This is a genomic window from Arthrobacter sp. SO3 (assembly GCF_020532825.1).
Classification (GTDB): domain Bacteria; phylum Actinomycetota; class Actinomycetes; order Actinomycetales; family Micrococcaceae; genus Arthrobacter.
On record NZ_MQTS01000231.1, the window covers coordinates 36959 to 56269 of the forward strand.

The window sequence follows — 19311 nt, forward strand, 5'->3', positions numbered from 1 at the left end:
ACTACTTGGTTTTGATCACCGCACTGCCCGCGGATCCTGAGTACATCCACGTAGCCCAAGTCAAGACCCTGCGCTGGTAATCGAGTAGCGCTTACGCATCCCCAACTTTCCTGCTGTCAATATGTTGGAGCTATCGGTAGTCAATACTTTGATTGCGAAGGTCTCTCTCATGTTTCAGCAAGAAGCCGGCCTGTCTTCGGGCAGCGGCAGAACAGATGTGATTTCAGCCGCCCAACGCCAGGGGAAGGCGTGGCAAGGGAAGCACTACACGCGGCACAAAACCGTTGTTGACGTAGTTGCGGCATTAACCTCGGGATCCGGTTGCGGGGCAGTGATTGTGGGCGAACACGGAGCCGGGAAATCCTTTATTGCCCAGCGGGCCCTGGAACAGCTCGGTGACGAGTACCTGGTGGTTCAGGTCCGGGGCAGCTCGATTTCCTCCAAGCTCCCCTACGGCGCCCTCAGCGTACTGCTCAATGAACTCGACGCCTCCCACCTTGAGCACCCGCTAATGGTTCTGCGGGGGCTCACCCAGTTGCTCCATACCCGTGCCCAGGGCCGCAGCGTCGTACTCTTTGTCGACAACGCCCATGACCTGGATGAGCTCTCCACCATGATGGTTGCGCAGCTCTGCGCCGGCGGCCACGTCCTGTTGCTCGCCGCGTGCGTTGACCTGCCCAATCTGGGCAGCGACATCATGGGTCTCTGGAAGGACGACCTGCTGCGCCGGGTGGACCTTGGTCCCTTCGATTTCCGCGAAACGGCGGACAGCCTCGCCCAGGAGTACGGTGGACACTTTTCCCACGCCGCGGCACGCGCGCTCTGGAACGCCAGCGGCGGCAACGCGCTCTTCCTGCACTCCCTGGCGCGGGAGCAGATCAAGCTGGGAACGATTGTCCGGCACGAGGATTCCTGGGTTTTGGGGGACCGCCCGGTGGCGCTGGCCGGTGAAATCCGGGACGTGCTGAAAGCCCGCCTCAACCGGCTCAGCCCGGGCCAGCGGGATGTATTTGAACTCTTATCGCTCGCCGGAGCCCTGCCCCTGCAGACCCTGATGAGCGTCTCCAAGGCGCAGGACATTGACACCCTCCAGGAGCGCGCGCTGATCCGCGTCAGCCATGAACATCCGCCAATGGTGAGCATCGCGAACCCGGTGACTGCCGGTATCGTCGCCAGCGTCGTTCCGCCCGGCCGCAGTGCGGAGCTCCGCCGCCGGCTCGGCGCTGTGCTCCAGGACCTGGACCTGGACGCATACACCGGATCCACCGCGGTCGCGTGGGCACTGGACTGCGGGGAAGAGGTGGATTCCCGGCTTGCCCTGGCCGCGGCGCGCCTCGCGAACAACGCGTCCGATCCGCAGTCCGCCCTGCGGTTCACCCGGGAAATCGCCGGACGGGAAAAGCTGGCGGAAGTGGCCGTTGAATCCGCCCGTGCCTTCATTTCCCTGCACAACGACGACGCAGCCCGAAGAATCCTCACTGACGTTGAACAGCGGGTCGGTGACAGTCTGGCATTGGACCAGTGGGCCGCACTTCAGCTGCTGTGGGCGGAGCTGGACAGGCGCAGCCCCGTGGCCGCGTCAAACGCACTCGCCAGGCTGCAGGAGATCGAGCTGCGGCTCACGATGTCCGGGGATGCCGGGGCGAAGCTGGGCTCCGTGGCTGAGCGGGTGCGCCTGGCATATGCCGAGCTCGCCGTTTTCGAAGGCAGGTACGGTGATGTCCTGCAAATGTTCCAGGATGTGGATTCCACCGACCTGGGCAGCGAAGCCAAGATCATGGCAGCGAGCCTTCTGTGCGAGGCGATGGCTGTCACCGGAGACATCCTCGGCGCTGTGGGGCTGGGCAGGCAGGTCATTCTCGCCGCTGCCACCCTGGACCTGGCCGATGGCTCGATCCGGGATGTCAGGGGCCGGTTCCTGCTCCTCCTGCTGCTCTCGGCAAAGTTCCGGGAGGCCGCGGACTTCATCGCGGCCACCTCTGAGTCCTGGGACGAGCAGGCCAGGCTGGGCGGCATGTTCGAGATCGGGCAGGGGATCGTCGACCTCCACCGGGGTTACCTCACCCGGGCAATCCAGCGGCTGCAGGCCGGGGTCTGGCAGCTCAACGTGCACGATCCGGATGCTGTGGCCGGTCTCGCGACGGCCGCGTGCGCCTACGCGTTCGCGCTCCAGGGCGACGAGGAAAAAGCGGGGGCCCTGCTGATGGAAGTCGAGGAGCCCATGCCGCGGGCATCGTGGCTGGTAAACCGGATTACGCGGTATTTCGAGCTGTCCGCCAAGGCGGAAATCGGTCAGAAGACCGAGGCCCTCCGCGCGCTGAAGCAGGAAGCCGACATTGACGCCGAGGCCTCCGCGCTTGCCACCGGGCTCCAGTTCCTCTCGGCGGTGGCCAGGCTGGGGGACCGCCAGGCCGGCCAAAAACTGAGCGATCTTGCGGGCCAGGTTACTGGGCACTTCGCTGGCCTGTGCTTGCGTCTCGCAGACGGGCTCAAGGATGCCGACAGCGAGGAACTGCTGGCCACGTCCAAGGACGCCGATGCCGCCGGACACGCCGTCTTCGCCAGGGACGTGACGAGAAAGGCTGTCAGCTGCGCCAACGATGCCGGGAACCGCATCTCCCTCAGGATGGCCCAGCGCACCCAGCAGTCCCTGGAAGACCGGTTCGGGAATCCGAGAAACGGTGTGCTCTCCCTGCTGACCTCCACGTTGACGGCCCGGGAATCCGAGGTTGCGGTCAGGGCGGCCGCGGGTACCTCCAACCGGAAGATTGCCGATGAGATGCACGTTTCCGTCCGCACGGTTGAGGGACACCTGTACCAGGTGTACGCCAAACTCCACGTCGCAAGCAGGTCGGAACTCAAAGATGTCATCTCCGGACCCGTGGAACACGCCCGCCTCGGCTAACCGACCCGGCCCGCCAGCGTCCAGGCCCGTTCGGGAACCGCCGCGCCGCAGCAGGGAGGGCGGCTGGTGGAAAGCCTGACCGAGTCCGCCACGCTGGTTGGCCGCTCCGGCGTCGTGAAGGACATTGTCAGATGCCTGCGCGACGAGGGAAAATCCGGCGCCCTTATCGTGGGCAACCCGGGCACCGGGAAGACGGCCGTTTCCCGGGCGGTCATCCGGGAACTCCGGCCGCACACCGCCGTGATTCGCCTCGCAGCAACTCCGGCACTGTCGGCCGTGCCGTTCGGTGCGCTGTCGCCCTATCTCGGCCAGTTGCCCGCGCACGACCTGGACTCCTTTTCCGCAGTCGTCAAGGCCGTGACGGACAACATCAAGTCGCAGCCCAGCAGGCCCCTTTTCGTGATCGACGATGCCCAGTGTCTGGACCGCGGGACAACGCAGCTTGTTGCCCAGGCCGTTGCCACCGGTGCTGCCAACGTGCTGGCCACCTGCCGGCCGGGTTTGCTGATCCCCGAGGAATTCCTGGCCCTCTGGGATGACGGGATCCTGGCGAAGTTTGACCTGGAGCCGCTCACCCGGGCCGAGGTGCACCAGCTGTGCGAGCAAGTCCTCCGCGCCGATGTCTCGCCCTGGGCCAGCGCGGTGTTCGCGGATGCCTCGGCCGGGAACCCGTTTATGCTGCTTTCGCTGATTGAGCACGCCCGGAAGACCGGAGCCTTGGGGCTGCGCCACGGGATCTGGTTCCTGCTGTCAGCTCCCGGCATGTCCGATATCCCGGTCGCTGACTTGATTGGCCACGAACTGCGGTCGATGTCGCCCGAGGAAAGGACAGCGGCCGCCATTGTTGCCCTGGCCGGACCACTTTCGCTCGGCCAGCTACTGGCATTTGGCGGCCCGAAGGCTGTCGACGCCCTGGAAAGGGCCGGCATCATCAGCGTTTCACGCGGCGGCGACCGGACCGTGCGTCCCGCGAGTCCCCTGATCGGGGAGATCATCCGCCGTTGGGTGCCGGCCGGCAGGAGCGCGGGACTGCGTGCCAGCTTCGTGTCGCTTCCGTCGGGCACAATGGTGCCCCCGGACGCATTCCTCAACCGGGTCCGGTGGGCCCTGGATTGCGGAGCTGTCGTCCCGGCGGACCAGCTCCTCAAGGCGGCGTGTACGGCTAATGCCAACCTTGATGCCCCGGCCGCGCTGAGGACCGCTGAGGCCATTTCCGACGAAGCGATGATTCCCGAGGCCCGGCTGCAGATCGCCTATGCACGCTATCTGCTGGGCGACCGCGAGCAGTCCGCGAAATTCCTTCAGCTCGCGGGACCCCTCGTGAACGAAAGATCCCGCTATCTGGCGGCATTGTTGTCCGGGCGCCTGGCTGGTGCAGCAAAGGCGCCGGTCACCGGCGCCTCCTCCGCCGGCGCTGCCGTGCCTGCGCCCCGAGCAGAACCGGCCGTCTGGCCAGCCGCCGCGACGGCTCCGGCCAGCGGGCCTGCACCCCCAACAGAACCGGCCGGAAGGGAACCGGCAGCAGCAGTTCCCGCCGTCGCGGCACCCGGGGTCGGCCCGCTGCTGACCGGCCATCCGGCCGCTCAAATCGATGCCGCCGCGGGCCCGTCGTGGCTGGATCTGGCCCCGGTCGCCGGTGCAGCGGGGATCCCGGGCAGCCAGCAGAAGGGAAGCCATGAGGACCGGGAGGGCAGGCTAAGCCAGCTGGTCGTGGCCGCCGGGGAGCGGCCCGAAATCGCGCTTCCGGCGGAGTCGCTGCTCGCCGAGCTGCGCTGTGCCAAGGGCAGGGTCGTGGAAGGCGTCGGGCTCGCCCGCGATGCCTGGCAGGGGGCGCAGGACTGGGGCGGGGCATTGCCGCTCGTCTACGAAGACCTGCTGGTGCGTTACAGCCTGAGCTTGAACTGGGCGGGGGAGTGGGAGGCACTCGCCGCTGCCCTCGATGAGTACGAGGCTCATTACCCCAGGAGGCTGTTACTCAGCGGTGGCATCCTGCACCTGATGAGGGGCCTCGCCCGCGTCCGTCAGGGACGCATGCCCGAGGGCATTGCCGAACTCGTTCTCGGCGTCGAGGAACTCACGATTGCCGATCCATGGGAGCTCCTGCCACTGGCCCACGCCGTGGCAGCCTATGCCGCGTCCGTAGTGGGTCACATGCGGGAGGCTGAGGACCATGCGACCGCCTTCCGGCTGTCCCGATACCGGGGACCGGGGGCCGTTCCGCTGCTCGCCGAGGCGTATTCCACCGCGGCCAGCGGAGCACCAGGCGGGGTCGGTGATGTCAGCAGGAGGCTCACCGGCCTGGCAGCGGAGGCCAAACGGCAGGGATTGCGGGCGGTGGAGACAGACATCAGGCGGCTTGCCGTGCGCCGCGGAGACACGGAAGCCGCGGGCGGCCTTGCCCTCAGCAGCCTCGCAGTCGAGGGGCGGGAGGCCGGCATGCTGCACGACTATGCGCTCGCCGTGCTGCATGCCGACGACGCCGAACTCGTCCGGATCAGTGACAAGGCACTGCGTGCCGGATACGTGTTGCTGGCCTTGGAGGCGGCGCAGCAGGCGGAACGGTGCCTGGCCGAGACCACGGACAAGCGCAAACTGCTGGCTGTCCAGCGCAAGATCCAGAATCGAATGACGGCTGCCGGGATGGCTGCCCACATCGACCTGGTCCGTCCGGAGCAGGACGCGGAACTAACCGCCCGGGAGACTGAAATCCTGGATCTGGTGTCCGGCGGTGCCACGAACGCCGAGATCGCCAGTCGGCTCTGCGTGTCCCAGCGGACCGTGGAAGGACACCTTTACCGGGTCTTCGCCAAACTGGGCGTCAGCCGGCGGGTTGACCTCATCGACACGGGCGGGGATTCCCACCGGCCCTGAGGCCCCCAGCCCGGCCTGATCCACCCGCCCGGCCGCCCGCGGAACCGGTTGCCAAATCAGGGGCGCCGTTCCGTGGGATGATGGACAGTAGTCCATTTTACCCGATCCGAGGAGACCAGCGTGGCATTTACGGCGACGTCAGAGTCCCAGGCCCTGCTCACGCCTGCCCTGGGCGACGACGAGGTGTTGCGGATCCGCAACGACTTCCCCATCCTCTCAAGGTCCATGGGCGGACACCCCCTGATCTACCTGGATTCCGGGGCCACCTCGCAGAACCCGATCAGTGTGATCGAGGCCGAGCAGGAGTTCTATGAGCAGCGGAACGCCGCCGTTCACCGGGGTGCACACCTGTTGGCCGTCGAAGCCACGGAGTCCTTCGAGGACGCCCGCGAAACTCTTGCTGCCTTCCTGGGCGCCGGGGTCGATGAGATCATCTGGACCTCCAACGCCACCGAGGGCCTGAACCTGCTCAGCTACTCGTTCCTGAACTCATCCCTGCCGGGCGCCGGGGCGACGGCGGCACGCTTCGCCCTGGGCGCCGGCGACGAGATTGTGGTCACCGAGATGGAGCACCATGCAAACCTCATCCCGTGGCAGCAGCTCGCGGAGCGGACCGGCGCGACACTCCGGTTCATCCCCGTCGACGATGCGGGCGTCCTGGACCTCGAGGCCGCCGCCGGCATCATCAACGCCGCCACCCGGGTCCTCGCTTTCAGCCACGCCTCAAACGTCCTGGGCACCATCAATCCGGTCAAGACGCTCGTGGCGATGGCCCGCCAGGTGGGCGCCCTCACCGTGCTGGACGCCTGCCAGTCCGCGCCGCACCTGCCGCTGGACGTCAAGGACCTCGGTGTGGACTTCGCGGTCATTTCGGGACACAAGATGCTCGGGCCCACCGGCATCGGCGTGCTGTACGGCCGGTCCGAACTGTTGAACGCGATGCCGCCGTTCCTCACCGGCGGATCGATGATCACCACGGTGACGATGGAGCGTGCCGCGTTCCTGCCGTCACCGCAGCGCTTCGAGGCAGGCACCCAGAAAGTCTCCCAGGCCATCGCGCTCGCCGCGGCGGCGAACTACCTCACCGAGACCGGGATGGGCCGCATCCATGCCTGGGAATCGCTGCTCGGGCAGCGCCTCGTCGAGGGTCTGGCCTCGATTCCCGGTATCCGGGTCCTCGGGCCGGCCCCGGGACAGGACCGGATCGGCCTTGCCTCCTTCGACGTCGCCGGTGTGCACGCGCACGACGTCGGCCAGTTCCTCGACAGCAAGGGGATTGCGGTCCGGGTCGGCCACCACTGCGCGCAGCCGCTCCACCGCCGTCTGGGCCTGACAGCCACTACCCGGGCCAGCACCTACCTGTACAACACAACGTCTGACGTGGACGCTTTCCTCGCGGCTGTCGCCGAGGTCCGAGCCTACTTTGGAGCCTAAGGATTTTTCCGCATGAGCCTTGAACAGCTGTACCAGCAGATCATTCTGGAACACGCAAAATTGCGTACCGGCAGTGGACTGGCGGAGATTCCTGTTCCGGCGGGGTCGTCGTCCGGGCAGTCCCACCAGCTCAATCCCGTCTGCGGGGATGAGATCACCGTCCGGGTGGCGGTGTCTGAGGGGAAGGTCGCCCAGCTGCGCTGGGACGGGGCAGGCTGTTCGATTTCCATGGCCTCAGCCTCCGTGCTCGCCGACCTTGCCGAAGGAATGGAGGTCGGCAGCTTCACGAAGGTCATCGACAACTTCCGCGAAGTCCTGCGGTCCCGGGGGAAACTGGCCGCGGATCCCGAAATCCTCGGCGACGCATCAGCCTTTGAAGGCGTTTCGAAATACGCCGCCCGGGTCAAGTGCGCCATGATCTCCTGGGTGGCGGCCGAAGACGCCCTCGCCCAGGCATTGGCGCCAAGCCCCGCGGCACCCTAGGAGCGGCCGGCGGGCCGGCTCGTTAGCCGAGCAGGCCGGCAATCCCGATGGCCGCCGTCGCCGCCCCGAGCAGCATGGAAATGCTGACGAGGACGACGTGGACCGTGAGGAAGCGGGTGGCTTTACCGTTCGCGTCGCGGGACCGTTCATCCTTCATGACCCGGCGCAGAAACTGCGGCCAGACGGCGAGGGACCAGAGACCCGCCACGATCAGGACGACGGCCAGGATTGCCGGCAGCTCCATGCGCTAGTGGCTTTCGAGCCAGGCCTGGGCCTGGGTGGACTGGATGTTCAGGGCCTTGCCCACCATCGGTTCCGCCGCTTCGGCGATCTTGCCGCCCAGGAACGGCACCGAGGATGTGACGGTGCCCTCAAGCTCGATCCGGGTGCTGCCGCCGTCGGAGACCAGGCGCTGGACGGCGTTGACGTCCAGGGGCGCGCCGGACACCTTCAGGGTGATATTGCTCAGCCGCGAGCCGTCTGCGGCGGGTGCGTCCCAGCTGTCGAGCTGCGTCACTTTCAGGCTCTCGCCGACGAACTTCCGGGCGATATCCGGCATCCGGTTGGTCGGGATGGTACGCACGGTCGTGGTGTTGAAGGCGCCGGCCGTGTCGCCGTCGACGACGAAGGACTCAAGGGTGCCGCCAACGAGTTCGCTCGTGTGGCGCAGGAAGTCCTCATTCACGAAAACCGCGGTCACGCGGTCAACGCTGTGCGGAAGGTTGGTGGATGCACTCAATGCCATGGGGGTCCTCCGTGGGGTGGAACTGGTCGTTTCGGGCTCCAAACATCCTACGCGGTGTGCCGGGCCGGCTCCGATTCGAGGTCCTGGAGATCCTTGGCCGCGGCCGTGATATTCCGTGACATGGCCGGGAAGATCAGGCTGTGGAATGGCAGAACCGCCAGCCAGTACAGGCGCCCGCCCAGGCCTTTCGGGAAGAAGATTGCCCGCTGGCGGTAGCGGCTGCCGGTTCCCTCCGGCTCCACAGACAGCTCCAGCCAGGCCCGGCCCGGCGCCCTCATTTCGGCGCGCAGCCGGAGCAGCCGGCCGCGGTCGATCCGCTCCGCCCGCCACCAGTCCACCACTTCGCCCTCGGCCAGCAGGTGCGGGTGCCGGCGGCCGCGCAGCAGCCCGGCGCCGCCAGTGAGTTTGTCCAGCCAGCCGCGGACGCGCCATGCCAGCGGGAGCGAGTACCAGCCGTTGCGGCCGCCGATCCCTTCGATGATGGTCCAGACGTACTTCGGATCCACCGGGCTGGAGTAGGTGCGTTCGTCCAGGTACACCCGGTGCCCGGCCCAGTCCGGGTCGCTGGGAAGGGGATCGGCGTCGGCCCCGGCGCTGGCCCAGGTCGTCTCGACCTGGCCGTCGCGCTCCTTGCCCAGGGCAAGCGCGACCGCGCCACGGTAGGGGGTCAGGCCGCCCTCGGGCGGTGGGATGTACGCGTCGATGTCGTGTTCCCGGGAGACGGCATCGTGCTGGAGGGACTCCACGAGCGGCAAGGACATCGACAGCGGGATCGGTGTGGTCAACGCCACCCACATGCCCGCGAGCTTGGGCGCGGGAATGGGGAGCGCCAGCACCACACGGTGCGGGAGCCCGGCCTCCGCAGCGTATTCCTGCATCATCCCCGCGTAGCTGAGGACTTGGCGGCAGCCGATGTCGAAGGTGCGGTTGATCGGGCCTTCGAGCGATGCGGCCCCCACGAGGTAGTGCAGCACATCGCGCACGGCAATCGCCTCGATCTTGTTGCGGACCCAGCTGGGGGCCGGCATTAGGGGGAGCGTCTCCGACAGGTGCCGGATCATCTCGAACGACGCCGATCCCGAGCCGATCACGACGCCGGCCTGGAAGACGATGGCGTCCACCGGGCTGTCGAGGAAGACCCCGCCGACGGCTTCGCGGGACCGCATATGGGTGGACAGTTCAGCGTTCGCGGGGTGCAGGCCGCCCAGATAGACGATCCGGGCCACCCCGGCGTCGGCTGCCGCCTGCGCCGCAATCTCCGCCATCGCCTTTTCCTTGGACTCGAAACCCGCCCCGGCCGCCATGGAATGGACCAGATAGTAGAGAACGTCGACGCCGTCCAGCGCCGCGCGGAGGGCATCGCCGTCGTCGAGGCTGCTCTGGATGACTTCGACGTCCTCAAGCCACGGCACCCCGGCGATCTTCGCCGGGGTGCGGACCAGTACCTTCACCTTGTGCCCGGCTTCCAGCAGGCGCGGAACCAGCCGGCCGCCGATATAGCCGGTGGCGCCGGTGACAAGCACCGTCTTCGGTTTGCCGGTGGGCGCGGTCGGCATCTGTGCGGATTCGGGGGTGCCGGTCATGGTGACTCCTTGTCGTCTACGAAGCATTCGGAGCGCCGTGCCGTTTGGACGGCCGCGTATTCTGCCAGCCTAGCCCGACGGCCATTGGTGCCGGCAGGCCGCTGCAGCAACGCGGGGTCACGTATCGCCCATAATGGCCCTCCGGATGGGCGCTACGTGACCCCGCGTTGTTTTGGAGGCGTTGTTCTGGCGGCACGCTGCATCCGGGGCCTCCGGGCCGCGCGGTAGGCTGGGGGTACCCGGGATTCTCGCGAATTCCGGCTATTCGTGTTGCCTGCGTCCCCCGTGATCCCTTCAGGAGCTACCGTCATGAGCCTCAACGGCCCCTCACTCACCGGTCTGCGCCGTGTCCTCGCCGAAGACCGCAACTATGCCCGTGTCCGGGCTGAAGCCGCGCGCGGGTTCGCGGCCCGCAGCGAGGACTACCAGATCAGCGCCCCCGCCGGCCTGCGCTCGGCCCTGCTGGCGGAAATGGCCGACGGACTCTCCGCCCTGGCGGAAGACACCGCGGAAAACACGGCGGCAGACGCAGGGAAAGGCAGCGGCGGCAGTCTCGCGCCCGTTGTCCTGGCCATCACCGCCACCGGCCGTGAAGCCGAGGACCTGACTGAAGCGCTGCGCGCCTTCCTGCCGGCCGACGCCGTCGCGGAGTTCCCCAGCTGGGAAACGCTCCCGCACGAACGGCTGTCACCGCGCTCGGACACGGTGGGCCGGCGCCTGTCCGTGCTGCGCCGGCTCGCGCACCCGGAAACCGCCACCGCCGGCGCCCTTCGCGTTGTCGTCGCCCCGGTCCGGGCGGTCGTGCAGCCGATCGTCGCTGGCCTCGGCGAGCTGGTGCCTGTCACCCTGAAGGTCGGCCAGGAGGCCCCGTTCAGCGGCGTCGTGCGGAGCCTGGCCGACGCCGCCTACGCCCGCGTGGACATGGTCACCCGGCGCGGTGAATTCGCCGTCCGCGGCGGGATGCTGGATGTCTTCCCGCCCACCGAGGACCACCCCATCCGGGTGGAGTTCTTTGGCGACGAAGTGGACCAGATGCGCTGGTTCGCCGTCGCGGACCAGCGCTCGCTGAGCGCGCCGGGGGTGCACCACCCCACCGAACTGCACGCCCCGCCGTGCCGCGAAATCCTCATCACGCCTTCGGTGATGTCCCGCGCCGCGACGCTGAAATCACAGCTGCCGGCCGCCGCGGACATGCTGGAGAAGATCGCCGGTGGCATCGCCGTCGAAGGCATGGAATCACTGGCCCCGGTGCTGGTGGATGCCATGGTGCCGTTCCTGGACCAGTTCCCGGCCGGTTCGATGGCCGTGGTGATCGAACCGGAAAAGGTCCGGACCCGCGCCCACGACCTCGCCGCCACCAACGAGGAATTCCTTGAGGCTGCGTGGTCGACGGCGTCCGACGGCGGCACCGCACCCCTTGATCTCACGTCCGCCGCGTCTGAGGCCCTGCACTCGGCCAGCTTCCGCTCCCTCACGGACACCCGCTCCGTGGCCCTCGGGCACGAGGTGTCCTGGTGGTCCATCACCTCGCTGGCCACCGACGAGGAACTGCTGCCCGACGTCGACGTCCTGAACCTGCATGCCCGCGAACCCCGCGGCTACCAGGGCGACGTCGCCGAAATGATGGACTTCATCGGCTCCCACGTCCGCGACCAGTGGCGCATCGTCGTCGTCACCGAGGGTCCCGGCCCGGCCCAGCGGCTCGCGGAACTCTTCCACGACAACGACATCCCCTGCGCCCGGGTCGACTCCCTCGACGACGACCCGCAGGCCGGGCTGATCGAGGTGACGACGGCCGCCGTCGGACGCGGTTTTGTCCTGGAGCCGCTCAAGCTCGCCCTGCTGACCGAGGCGGACCTGCTGGGACGGACCTCCGCCGGTTCCACCAAGGACATGCGCCGGATGCCGTCGAAGCGGCGGAACGCCGTGGACCCGCTGCAGCTCGTGGCCGGCGACTCGGTGGTGCACGAACAGCACGGCATCGGCCGGTTCGTGGAACTGATCCAGCGCAAGGTGGCAGGGGGAGGCGACGGTGTGCGCGAATACCTCGTTCTGGAATATGCGCCGTCGAAGCGCGGCGCCCCCGGCGACCGGCTCTTCGTGCCCACCGACCAGCTGGACCAGGTCACCCGCTACGTCGGCGGGGACACCCCCGCGCTGAGCAAAATGGGCGGCGCTGACTGGGCCAGCACCAAGTCCCGGGCCCGCAAGGCGGTCAAGGAAATCGCCGGCGAACTGATCCGGCTCTACTCGGCCCGGATGGCCTCCCGCGGCTACGCCTTCGGCCCCGACACCCCCTGGCAGCGCGAGCTCGAGGAAGCCTTCCCGTACGTGGAGACCCCGGACCAGCTGACCACCATCAACGAGGTCAAGGCGGACATGGAGCGGGAGATCCCGATGGACCGGCTGATCTCCGGCGACGTGGGCTACGGCAAGACCGAGATCGCGGTCCGGGCCGCGTTCAAAGCCGTCCAGGACGGCAAACAGGTCGCCGTGCTGGTGCCCACCACGCTGCTCGCCCAGCAGCACTATGAAACGTTCACCGAACGGTTCTCCGGCTTCCCGCTCGTGGTCAAGCCGCTGTCCCGCTTCCAGGGCGCCAAGGAGGCCAAAGAGACCGCCGAGGGCGTCAAGGCCGGGTCCGTGGACGTGGTGATCGGCACCCACCGGCTGCTGTCCAAGGACTTTGCGTTCAAGGACCTCGGCCTGGTGATCGTGGACGAGGAGCAGCGCTTCGGCGTCGAACACAAGGAAGCGCTGAAGAAGATGCGCACCAACGTGGACGTGCTCGCCATGAGCGCCACCCCGATTCCCCGGACCCTGGAAATGTCGCTGACCGGCATCCGCGAGACCTCCACCCTGGCCACCCCGCCGGAGGAACGCCACCCGGTGCTGACGTACGTGGGCCCGTACACGGACAAGCAGACCTCTGCGGCGATCCGCCGCGAACTGATGCGCGAAGGCCAGGTGTTCTTCGTGCACAACCGGGTGTCCACGATCGACCGCACCGCGGCGAAGATCCGCGAACTGGTCCCGGAGGCCCGGGTCGAGGTGGCGCACGGGCAGATGTCCGAGAGCCGGCTCGAGCAGATCATCGTGGATTTCTGGGAGAAGCGCTTCGACGTGCTGGTCTGCACCACCATCATCGAGACCGGGCTGGACATCTCCAACGCGAACACCCTGATCGTGGACGGGGCGGACAAGTACGGGCTCTCGCAGCTGCACCAGCTGCGCGGACGGGTGGGCCGCGGCCGCGAACGCGCCTACGCCTACTTCCTGTACCCGTCCGAAAAGCCGCTGGGCGAAGTGGCGCTGGAACGGCTCAAGGCCGTCGCCACCCACAACGAGCTCGGCGCCGGCATGCAGCTGGCCATGAAGGACCTTGAGATCCGCGGCGCCGGCAACCTGCTCGGCGGCGAGCAGTCCGGCCACATCCAGGGGGTGGGTTTCGACCTCTACATCCGCCTGGTCGGCGAGGCCGTGGCCGAATACCGGGGCGAGGCCGAGGAGAAGGCCGCGGAGATGAAGATCGAGCTGCCGGTCAACGCGCACCTGCCGCACGACTACGTACCAGGCGAACGGCTGCGCCTGGAGGCCTACCGCAAGCTCGCCGGGGCGATCACCTACGAGGCGATCGACGAAGTGCTCGCCGAGCTCGTGGACCGCTACGGTGAGCTGCCGCTGCCCGCGACGAACCTGATCGAGGTTGCCCGCTTCCGGGTCGGCGCCCGCGAAGCCGGGCTCAGCGATGTTGCCCTGCAGGGGAACTTCATCAAGTTCTCCCCGGCGCAGCTGCCGGAATCCAAGCTGATGCGGCTCACCCGGATGTACCCCGGATCGCAGTCCAAACCTGCCCTGGACGCGGTGCTTATCCCCAAGCCCAAGACCGCGCGGATCGGCGGCCGCGACCTGCAGGACGCCGAGATCCTGGAATGGGCCAACGGCGTCATCCGCAATATTTTCTCCGACGCCCCGCTTGCGGTGAAGTAAAGAATGATGGGAGGACACCACGCCGCGTCGGGAGCCGCGGCGTGGGTGGCCATTGCCTCGACCGGTCCGTACACGCTGGGCTGGTATCCGCTGGACGCGACCGGGATTGTGATCGGCGGGATGGCGACGGCGGGGACGGCGCTGGTCTGCGACTGGGACCACCGCTCCAGCACGGTGGCGCACTCGCTGCCGCCACTGTCGAACGTGATCGCGGTCGGCATCGAGAACGTCTCCGGCGGGCACCGCCAGGGCACGCATTCCCTGCTCGGCGCCGCGTTCTTTGTGCTGCTCGCCGCGCTCGCGGGGCAACTTCAGCTGCAGACGGACTGGGGCCTGCTGTCGGTGGGCGCCGGGCTGCTGTGCATGTTCATGATCAACATCGCCGCGAAAGCCCTGAAGCTCTTCCCGAAGTACGGCTGGATCAGCAACTGGGTCCTTGCCCTCACCATGGCCGGACTCGTGACCTGGTTCGCGCCGCACCAGTGGACCTGGCTGCCGGTCTCCATGCTGACCGGCGTGCTGGTGCACATTGTGGGGGACATGATCACGACCGGGGGAGTTCCGCTGCTCTGGCCTCTGGTGATCAAGCCGCCGAAGGTCCTGCGGAAGCTGCCGCTGCTGAAGGACGTCTGGAAGGCCAACGGGGCGTTCTCGGTCCCGTTGCTGGGCCGGGCCGGGTCACGGCGGGAGTGGTTCGTCCTGATCCCGGTCAGTGCCTACGCCATGATCGGCATGTTCGGCGGGGTGCTGGGCGTGGCAAAGGTGCACTGGCCCGCCGCGGTGGCCATCGGGACCGGGCTGGTCCAAAGCCTGTTCGGGCTGCTCGCCGCCGCGTAGCGGCCGGCCCGCCAGCCGGCCCGCCAGCCGCCTCGCCGGCCCGCCTCGCGGTGAGGCCGTGTAACCGGCCAAGAGTCCTTGGGTTAAATGACTGAAGCTCCGAAAGATCCGGAGCTTCAGTCATTTTAAGTATCTGGTGCTTTAGCTTTCGCCCGCGGAATCCGAACGGCCGGTGATGGTCTGCGGGATCCAGAATGCCAGGGCGAACAGGACGAGGCAGGCGGCCATCGGCCACGGGTTGCCCAGCGACAGGAAGCTCAGCGAGTAAAGGGAAGCGCCGAAGAGGACCATCATCAGGACGAACAGGACGACGCTGGAGCCGAGGCTGTTCTCGTTCTGCGGGGTCTGCTGGGTCTTCGCGGTGTTGCTGGACATTCGTTCCTCCTCGGCCCCGTGGGGCTCAAAACTGTGGCGGCTGCCGGAGCGGATCAGTACGCGGAAGAACCCTGTTCACCCGTGACGATCGCGATGCCGGAGCTGGCGCCAATACGTGTTGCACCTGCAGCAATCATAGCCTGTGCATCGGCGAGCGAACGCACCCCGCCCGAGGCCTTGACACCGAGGCCCGGACCCACCGTGCGGCGCATCAGCGCGACGTCCGCGGCGGTGGCCCCGCCGCCGTTGAAGCCGGTGGACGTCTTCACAAAATCGGCGCCCGCCTCCACTGCCGCCTCGCAGGCCAGCACTTTCTGGGCGTCGTCCAGCAGCGCCGTTTCGATGATGACCTTCAGGATGGCGCCACCTTCGTGGACGGCTTCCGCGACGGCCGTGATGTCATCGACCAGGGCTCCCCTGTCATTGGCCCGGGCCGCAGCAATGTTGATCACCATGTCGACTTCCTCGGCGCCGTCCAGGACGGCACCGCGGGCCTCAAAGGCCTTGACGTCGCTGGGGGTGGCGCCCAGCGGGAATCCGACGACGGAGCAGGTCAGCACACCAGAGCCCTTCAGGGCCTTCTTGACCGTCTTGACCCAGACCGGGTTGACGCACACTGACTTGAACCGGTATTCGGCGGCCTCGGCACAGACCTTGAGGATCTCAGCCTCGCTTGCCTCCGGCTTGAGCAGTGTGTGGTCGATGTAGGAGGCAATATTTCCCGAGGTTCCGGACGCTACGGCTTCCCCGGCAGCGGCGGTAACCCTTCCGGCAGTCGCGGCTTCGTGGCTCATGGTGGTCCCTTTCCTGGCGGGCCTGGGACTGTATTGCCCCCCGGGGGTTTTCCCCGAGGTTGTCCCTCTGGGGGCCTTATGGGCCTGCAGACACCGCATTCTTCGTGGCTTCTCAGGTGTCCATCTTGCCATAACAGGCCTCCCGCCGGAGGGCATCCGCGCAGGCGTTCAGGCAGCGTTCGCCAGCGGCTCCGCCATGCCGGCCTGGAGCAGCTGGGAGGCGCAGACGGACGCCGCCGAGGAGGCGGCCACCAGCAGGCCCAGGCGCACGCCGTCGAACACGGCGGCATCCCCGATAGCCCAGATTCCCGGGACGGACGTGCGGAAGTCACGGCCGATGACGATTCCGCCCTGGCGGGCTGTCTTCAGCCCGGCGCTGACCGCGAGGGCGTCACGGGCCACCGGTTCCTCGGCCAGGACCACGAGGTCCCCGGCCATGCTCGAGCCGTCCTCGAACACAATCCCGGCAGCCGTAAGGGCCGACCCGGCGACGGTGGGAACGACGGCGGCCGGCCGCTGGGTCGTGCGGATGGGGCGGACACCGCGGGCGCGCAACACGGCCTCGGCCTGGCCCGCGGCCGTTCCGGTGCCGACCAGGATGCCCAGGGGCCGCCGGCCAAGGACCCGCGTGACGTCCTTGACGGCCTCGCCCAGTCCGGCGGCGTCGTCAATCGTTGAGTAGTTCAGGCACCGGCCTTCCCCTGCCAGCGGTGCGCCGGCGGGGGAGGAGCCGGTCGCGATGACCAGCTGGTCGTAGCTGAATTCCAGGCCGTCCGCCGTGGTGACATAGCGGCTGTCCGGGTCGACGTAGCTGGCCGGCTGGCCGAAGCGGACCGAGACCTGCGGGAGGGCGGCGAGTTCCAGGAGTTCCTCCGGGGCGTCATCCCGGTTGCTGAGCACCGTGATGCCGCCGGCGAACGGGGTCCGGGTGAGCTGGCGGACGAGGGCCTGCGCGGCCGGGCCGGCCCCGGCGATGACAATCCTGGGCCGGGTCTGGGAATCGGCGGAAACGGTGGGGGTGGCGGACATGATGGGTCCCTTTCGCTGGTGGCCGTCGGTGTGGCCTGACTGCTTGTTGGTCCCCAGCGTAGGCGGCCGATTTTTCCGGCGTGTTTCCCCGGTGTTGCCGTATTTTCGCGGCCCGTTCGCCAATGTTTACCCGCCAGTAATGCCGTGGGTCACACCCGGATCCGGTAGCCGCGTTTCACCACGGTTTCCACCAGCCGGCCGTCCGGCAGGGCGGAGCGCAGCCGGCTGACCGTCATGTCCAGGGCATGGACGGACCCGCGGAGTTCCAGCAGTTCGGACAGCGACTCCCGGGACAGCACGGCGCCGCTGGCGCCCAGCAGCGCCCGCAGCAGCAGCAGCGGCGCGGGAGCCAGCTCCACGGACTCGCCGTCGATCCGCAGCGAGCGGCCGCGGAGTTCCACCCGGCCGGACACGGTGTCCAGGCGGCGGACATGGTTGAGGGCGAGGTGCTCCACGACGAGACGGATCAGGGCGCCCATCCGGAACCGCTCCGGGATCAGCGGCTGCAGTCCGGCATCGATGAGCGGCTGCGCGGTGATCGGGCCCACGACGGCGGTGGCCACCGTGGTCTTCAGGCTCTCCACGAGCTGCTTGTACAGGCCCATCTCGTGGGCGGTGCTCCACATCGCGTCCACCGCGGGGGCGCTGGTGAAGGTCAGCACGTCCAGGTTGCCGCTGCAGGCGGCCTCGATGAGCCGCGGCAGCCGGTCGGCGCCGTCGGGCTTGACCCAGCGGTACGGGGTGACCGTCAGGACCGTGGCCCCGGACATCCGGAGCCGCTCGAGCTGGCGGACGTCGGTGTAGCCGTGCAGCTGCACCGCGACGGTTTTGCCGCGCACCCCCTCGGCCAGGAGCATGTCCACCAGGGTGGCGGTGGTTTCGTCGCTGCTGATCCCGACGTCGGCCAGCCCGGCCGCGCGGACGGCGCCGCGGGCCTTGGGGCCCCGGACGAACATCCGGGTGGCGCCGAGCGTTTCCAGCAGCTGCTCGCCGATTCCGAAGGTGTCCGCGGCCTCGCACCAGCGCCGCATGCCGTAGGCCGTGGTGGCGATGCACAGTTCCGGGCGTGCGGCGATGATGGTTCGGGTGTCTTCGATCAGGCTCAGGTCCTCCTGCACGGGGGCGATCTTCAGCGCCGGTGCGTGCAGCACCTCGGCGCCGCGCCGCTCCAGGGCCTCGATCAGGTCCTGGGAACGGCGGTGCGAGGTCACACCGATCCGGAAGCCCTCCAGCGGCAGCTCCACAGTCTGCTCCGCGGTCTGCGGTGCCGGACCGGCGCCGGGCAGCCCGGCAGGGGCGATGGCGTTGAGCGCGCTCATGGCTTTCACGCCCCCATCAGGGAAGCAGCCAGGCGGTCCAGTTCGGCTTCCGCCTCCGCGCAGCCGCGGTTGGCCTCAGCCACCCGGACCACGTCGCCGATCACCAGGACAGCAGGGTTGCTGCAGTCGGCAGCCGCCGTGGTGATGGTGCCCAGCTCCGCGATGGTGGTCCGCTGGCCGGGGCGGTACCCGCGCTCGACGACGGCCATCGGCATGTCCGCGCGCATCCCCGCCCGGCGCAGCCCGGCGGCGAGCTGGTGCAGCGTGCCGATGCCCATCAGCACCACGATGGTCCCGCCCAGCCCGGCCAGGTGCATGTGCTCCTGCTCGGTCAGCGGGGCGTGGCCGGAGACGACGGTGAACATGTGGCTGACCTCGCGGTGCGTGACCGGGATTCCGGCCGCGGCCGGAACGGAAATGGCGCTCGTGACGCCGGAGATCACGCGGACCGGGACACCGGCCTTCACGCAGGCGGCCACTTCCTCGCCGCCGCGGCCGAACACGTACGGGTCGCCGCCCTTGAGCCGCACCACGTTCTTCCCGGCGTGGGCCGCTTCCACCATCAGCCCCTCGATGCCGGACTGGCTGACCGGGTGGTGGCCGGGGCGCTTGCCCACGTCCACCAGCTCGGCCGTGCTCAGTGTCGGAAGTTCCTGGTAGGGGGCCAGCCGGTCGTAGAAGACGACGTCGGCGTCCCGCAGGGCCTCGACGGCGGCGACAGTCAGCAGCTCGATGGTTCCCGGGCCGCCGCCGACCAGGGTGACGTGGCCGGCGGCGCCGGCGGCGGGTTCCACCGCGACCGGGATGCCGGTTTCCCGGCAGCGGTCCAGCAGCGCCGCCCAGCCGGGCTGGCCGTCGTCGACGGCGGCGACCAGGAAGGGGCGCTCCGGCAGGGGACCGTCGTGGCGGGCGCCGCCCGGGCTGCTGAGCCGCGAGACGACGGCGC

14 protein-coding genes are annotated in these 19311 nt (G+C 68.3%); 6 read left to right on the forward strand and 8 right to left on the reverse strand.

The features are described from left to right. The first annotated feature begins 169 nt into the window (after positions 1–169). The 4 genes from BJQ90_RS19825 to sufU all read left to right on the forward strand — a co-directional run bounded on the left by BJQ90_RS19825 (position 170) and on the right by sufU (position 7693). Positions 170–2905, forward strand: coding sequence for a LuxR C-terminal-related transcriptional regulator (locus BJQ90_RS19825; protein ID WP_226761896.1), 2736 nt, complete (start codon positions 170–172; stop codon positions 2903–2905). Positions 2906–2971: 66 nt separating this feature from the next. Beyond that, on the forward strand, positions 2972–5776 hold the full coding sequence (locus tag BJQ90_RS19830) for a LuxR C-terminal-related transcriptional regulator (protein WP_226761897.1): 2805 nt from the start codon (positions 2972–2974) through the stop codon (positions 5774–5776). 120 nt (positions 5777–5896) lie between these two features. Beyond that, positions 5897–7210 (forward strand): SufS family cysteine desulfurase, encoded by a 1314-nt coding sequence (locus tag BJQ90_RS19835; RefSeq protein WP_226761898.1) that lies wholly within the window; start codon positions 5897–5899, stop codon positions 7208–7210. Between the two features lie 12 nt (positions 7211–7222). Beyond that, positions 7223–7693, forward strand: a complete 471-nt coding sequence (gene sufU / locus BJQ90_RS19840; protein WP_226761899.1) for a Fe-S cluster assembly sulfur transfer protein SufU — start codon at positions 7223–7225, stop codon at positions 7691–7693. Between the two features lie 22 nt (positions 7694–7715). On the opposite strand, the gene BJQ90_RS19845 is transcribed toward sufU, so the two are convergent. From BJQ90_RS19845 to BJQ90_RS19855, 3 genes are read right to left on the reverse strand one after another with little or no spacing between them, the layout of a single operon-like run. Then, on the reverse strand, positions 7716–7937 hold the full coding sequence (locus BJQ90_RS19845) for an SCO4848 family membrane protein (protein WP_226761900.1): 222 nt from the start codon (positions 7935–7937) through the stop codon (positions 7716–7718). Positions 7938–7940: 3 nt separating this feature from the next. Further along, positions 7941–8438 carry a DUF2505 domain-containing protein gene (locus BJQ90_RS19850; protein ID WP_226761901.1) on the reverse strand — a complete coding sequence of 166 codons (498 nt, stop codon included), beginning with the start codon at positions 8436–8438 and terminating at the stop codon, positions 7941–7943. A gap of 47 nt (positions 8439–8485) precedes the next feature. Continuing rightward, entirely contained in the window at positions 8486–10021 is a 1536-nt protein-coding gene (locus tag BJQ90_RS19855; RefSeq protein ID WP_226761902.1) for an SDR family oxidoreductase, read from the reverse strand. Between the two features lie 309 nt (positions 10022–10330). On the opposite strand from BJQ90_RS19855, the gene mfd reads away from it, so the two are divergent. Both mfd and BJQ90_RS19865 read left to right on the forward strand, forming a co-directional pair. Next, on the forward strand, positions 10331–14011 hold the full coding sequence (gene mfd, locus BJQ90_RS19860) for a transcription-repair coupling factor (protein WP_226761903.1): 3681 nt from the start codon (positions 10331–10333) through the stop codon (positions 14009–14011). 3 nt (positions 14012–14014) lie between these two features. Then, positions 14015–14848 carry a metal-dependent hydrolase gene (locus tag BJQ90_RS19865; protein WP_226761904.1) on the forward strand — a complete coding sequence of 278 codons (834 nt, stop codon included), beginning with the start codon at positions 14015–14017 and terminating at the stop codon, positions 14846–14848. Between the two features lie 141 nt (positions 14849–14989). Here BJQ90_RS19865 and BJQ90_RS19870 read toward each other — a convergent pair whose 3' ends face one another. The 5 genes from BJQ90_RS19870 to cobA form a co-directional block, all read right to left on the reverse strand. Beyond that, positions 14990–15223 carry a hypothetical protein gene (locus BJQ90_RS19870; RefSeq protein WP_226761905.1) on the reverse strand — a complete coding sequence of 78 codons (234 nt, stop codon included), beginning with the start codon at positions 15221–15223 and terminating at the stop codon, positions 14990–14992. Positions 15224–15276: 53 nt separating this feature from the next. Beyond that, positions 15277–16017 carry a deoxyribose-phosphate aldolase gene (gene deoC, locus BJQ90_RS19875; RefSeq protein WP_226761906.1) on the reverse strand — a complete coding sequence of 247 codons (741 nt, stop codon included), beginning with the start codon at positions 16015–16017 and terminating at the stop codon, positions 15277–15279. Between the two features lie 168 nt (positions 16018–16185). Beyond that, positions 16186–17046, reverse strand: coding sequence for an FAD-dependent oxidoreductase (locus BJQ90_RS19880; RefSeq protein ID WP_226761907.1), 861 nt, complete (start codon positions 17044–17046; stop codon positions 16186–16188). Positions 17047–17195: 149 nt separating this feature from the next. Next, a complete protein-coding gene (locus BJQ90_RS19885) occupies positions 17196–18365 on the reverse strand; it encodes a uroporphyrinogen-III synthase (RefSeq protein ID WP_226761908.1) in 1170 nt (389 codons plus the stop codon). A gap of 5 nt (positions 18366–18370) precedes the next feature. Continuing rightward, positions 18371–19311, reverse strand: a 941-nt coding sequence (gene cobA, locus BJQ90_RS19890) for a uroporphyrinogen-III C-methyltransferase (protein WP_226761909.1), incomplete at its 5' end; no start/stop codon positions are given.

Excerpts from the sequence above, each read along its gene's own strand:
- BJQ90_RS19825 (WP_226761896.1), top strand. The coding sequence starts at position 170 with ATGTTTCAGCAAGAAGCCGGCCTGTCTTCGGGCAGCGGCAGAACAGAT.
- sufU (WP_226761899.1), top strand. The coding sequence starts at position 7,223 with ATGAGCCTTGAACAGCTGTACCAGCAGATCATTCTGGAACACGCAAAA.
- BJQ90_RS19845 (WP_226761900.1), bottom strand. The coding sequence starts at position 7,937 with ATGGAGCTGCCGGCAATCCTGGCCGTCGTCCTGATCGTGGCGGGTCTC.
- BJQ90_RS19850 (WP_226761901.1), bottom strand. The coding sequence starts at position 8,438 with ATGGCATTGAGTGCATCCACCAACCTTCCGCACAGCGTTGACCGCGTG.
- BJQ90_RS19855 (WP_226761902.1), bottom strand. The coding sequence starts at position 10,021 with ATGACCGGCACCCCCGAATCCGCACAGATGCCGACCGCGCCCACCGGC.
- mfd (WP_226761903.1), top strand. The coding sequence starts at position 10,331 with ATGAGCCTCAACGGCCCCTCACTCACCGGTCTGCGCCGTGTCCTCGCC.
- BJQ90_RS19865 (WP_226761904.1), top strand. The coding sequence starts at position 14,015 with ATGATGGGAGGACACCACGCCGCGTCGGGAGCCGCGGCGTGGGTGGCC.
- BJQ90_RS19870 (WP_226761905.1), bottom strand. The coding sequence starts at position 15,223 with ATGTCCAGCAACACCGCGAAGACCCAGCAGACCCCGCAGAACGAGAAC.
- deoC (WP_226761906.1), bottom strand. The coding sequence starts at position 16,017 with ATGAGCCACGAAGCCGCGACTGCCGGAAGGGTTACCGCCGCTGCCGGG.
- BJQ90_RS19880 (WP_226761907.1), bottom strand. The coding sequence starts at position 17,046 with ATGTCCGCCACCCCCACCGTTTCCGCCGATTCCCAGACCCGGCCCAGG.
- BJQ90_RS19885 (WP_226761908.1), bottom strand. The coding sequence starts at position 18,365 with ATGAGCGCGCTCAACGCCATCGCCCCTGCCGGGCTGCCCGGCGCCGGT.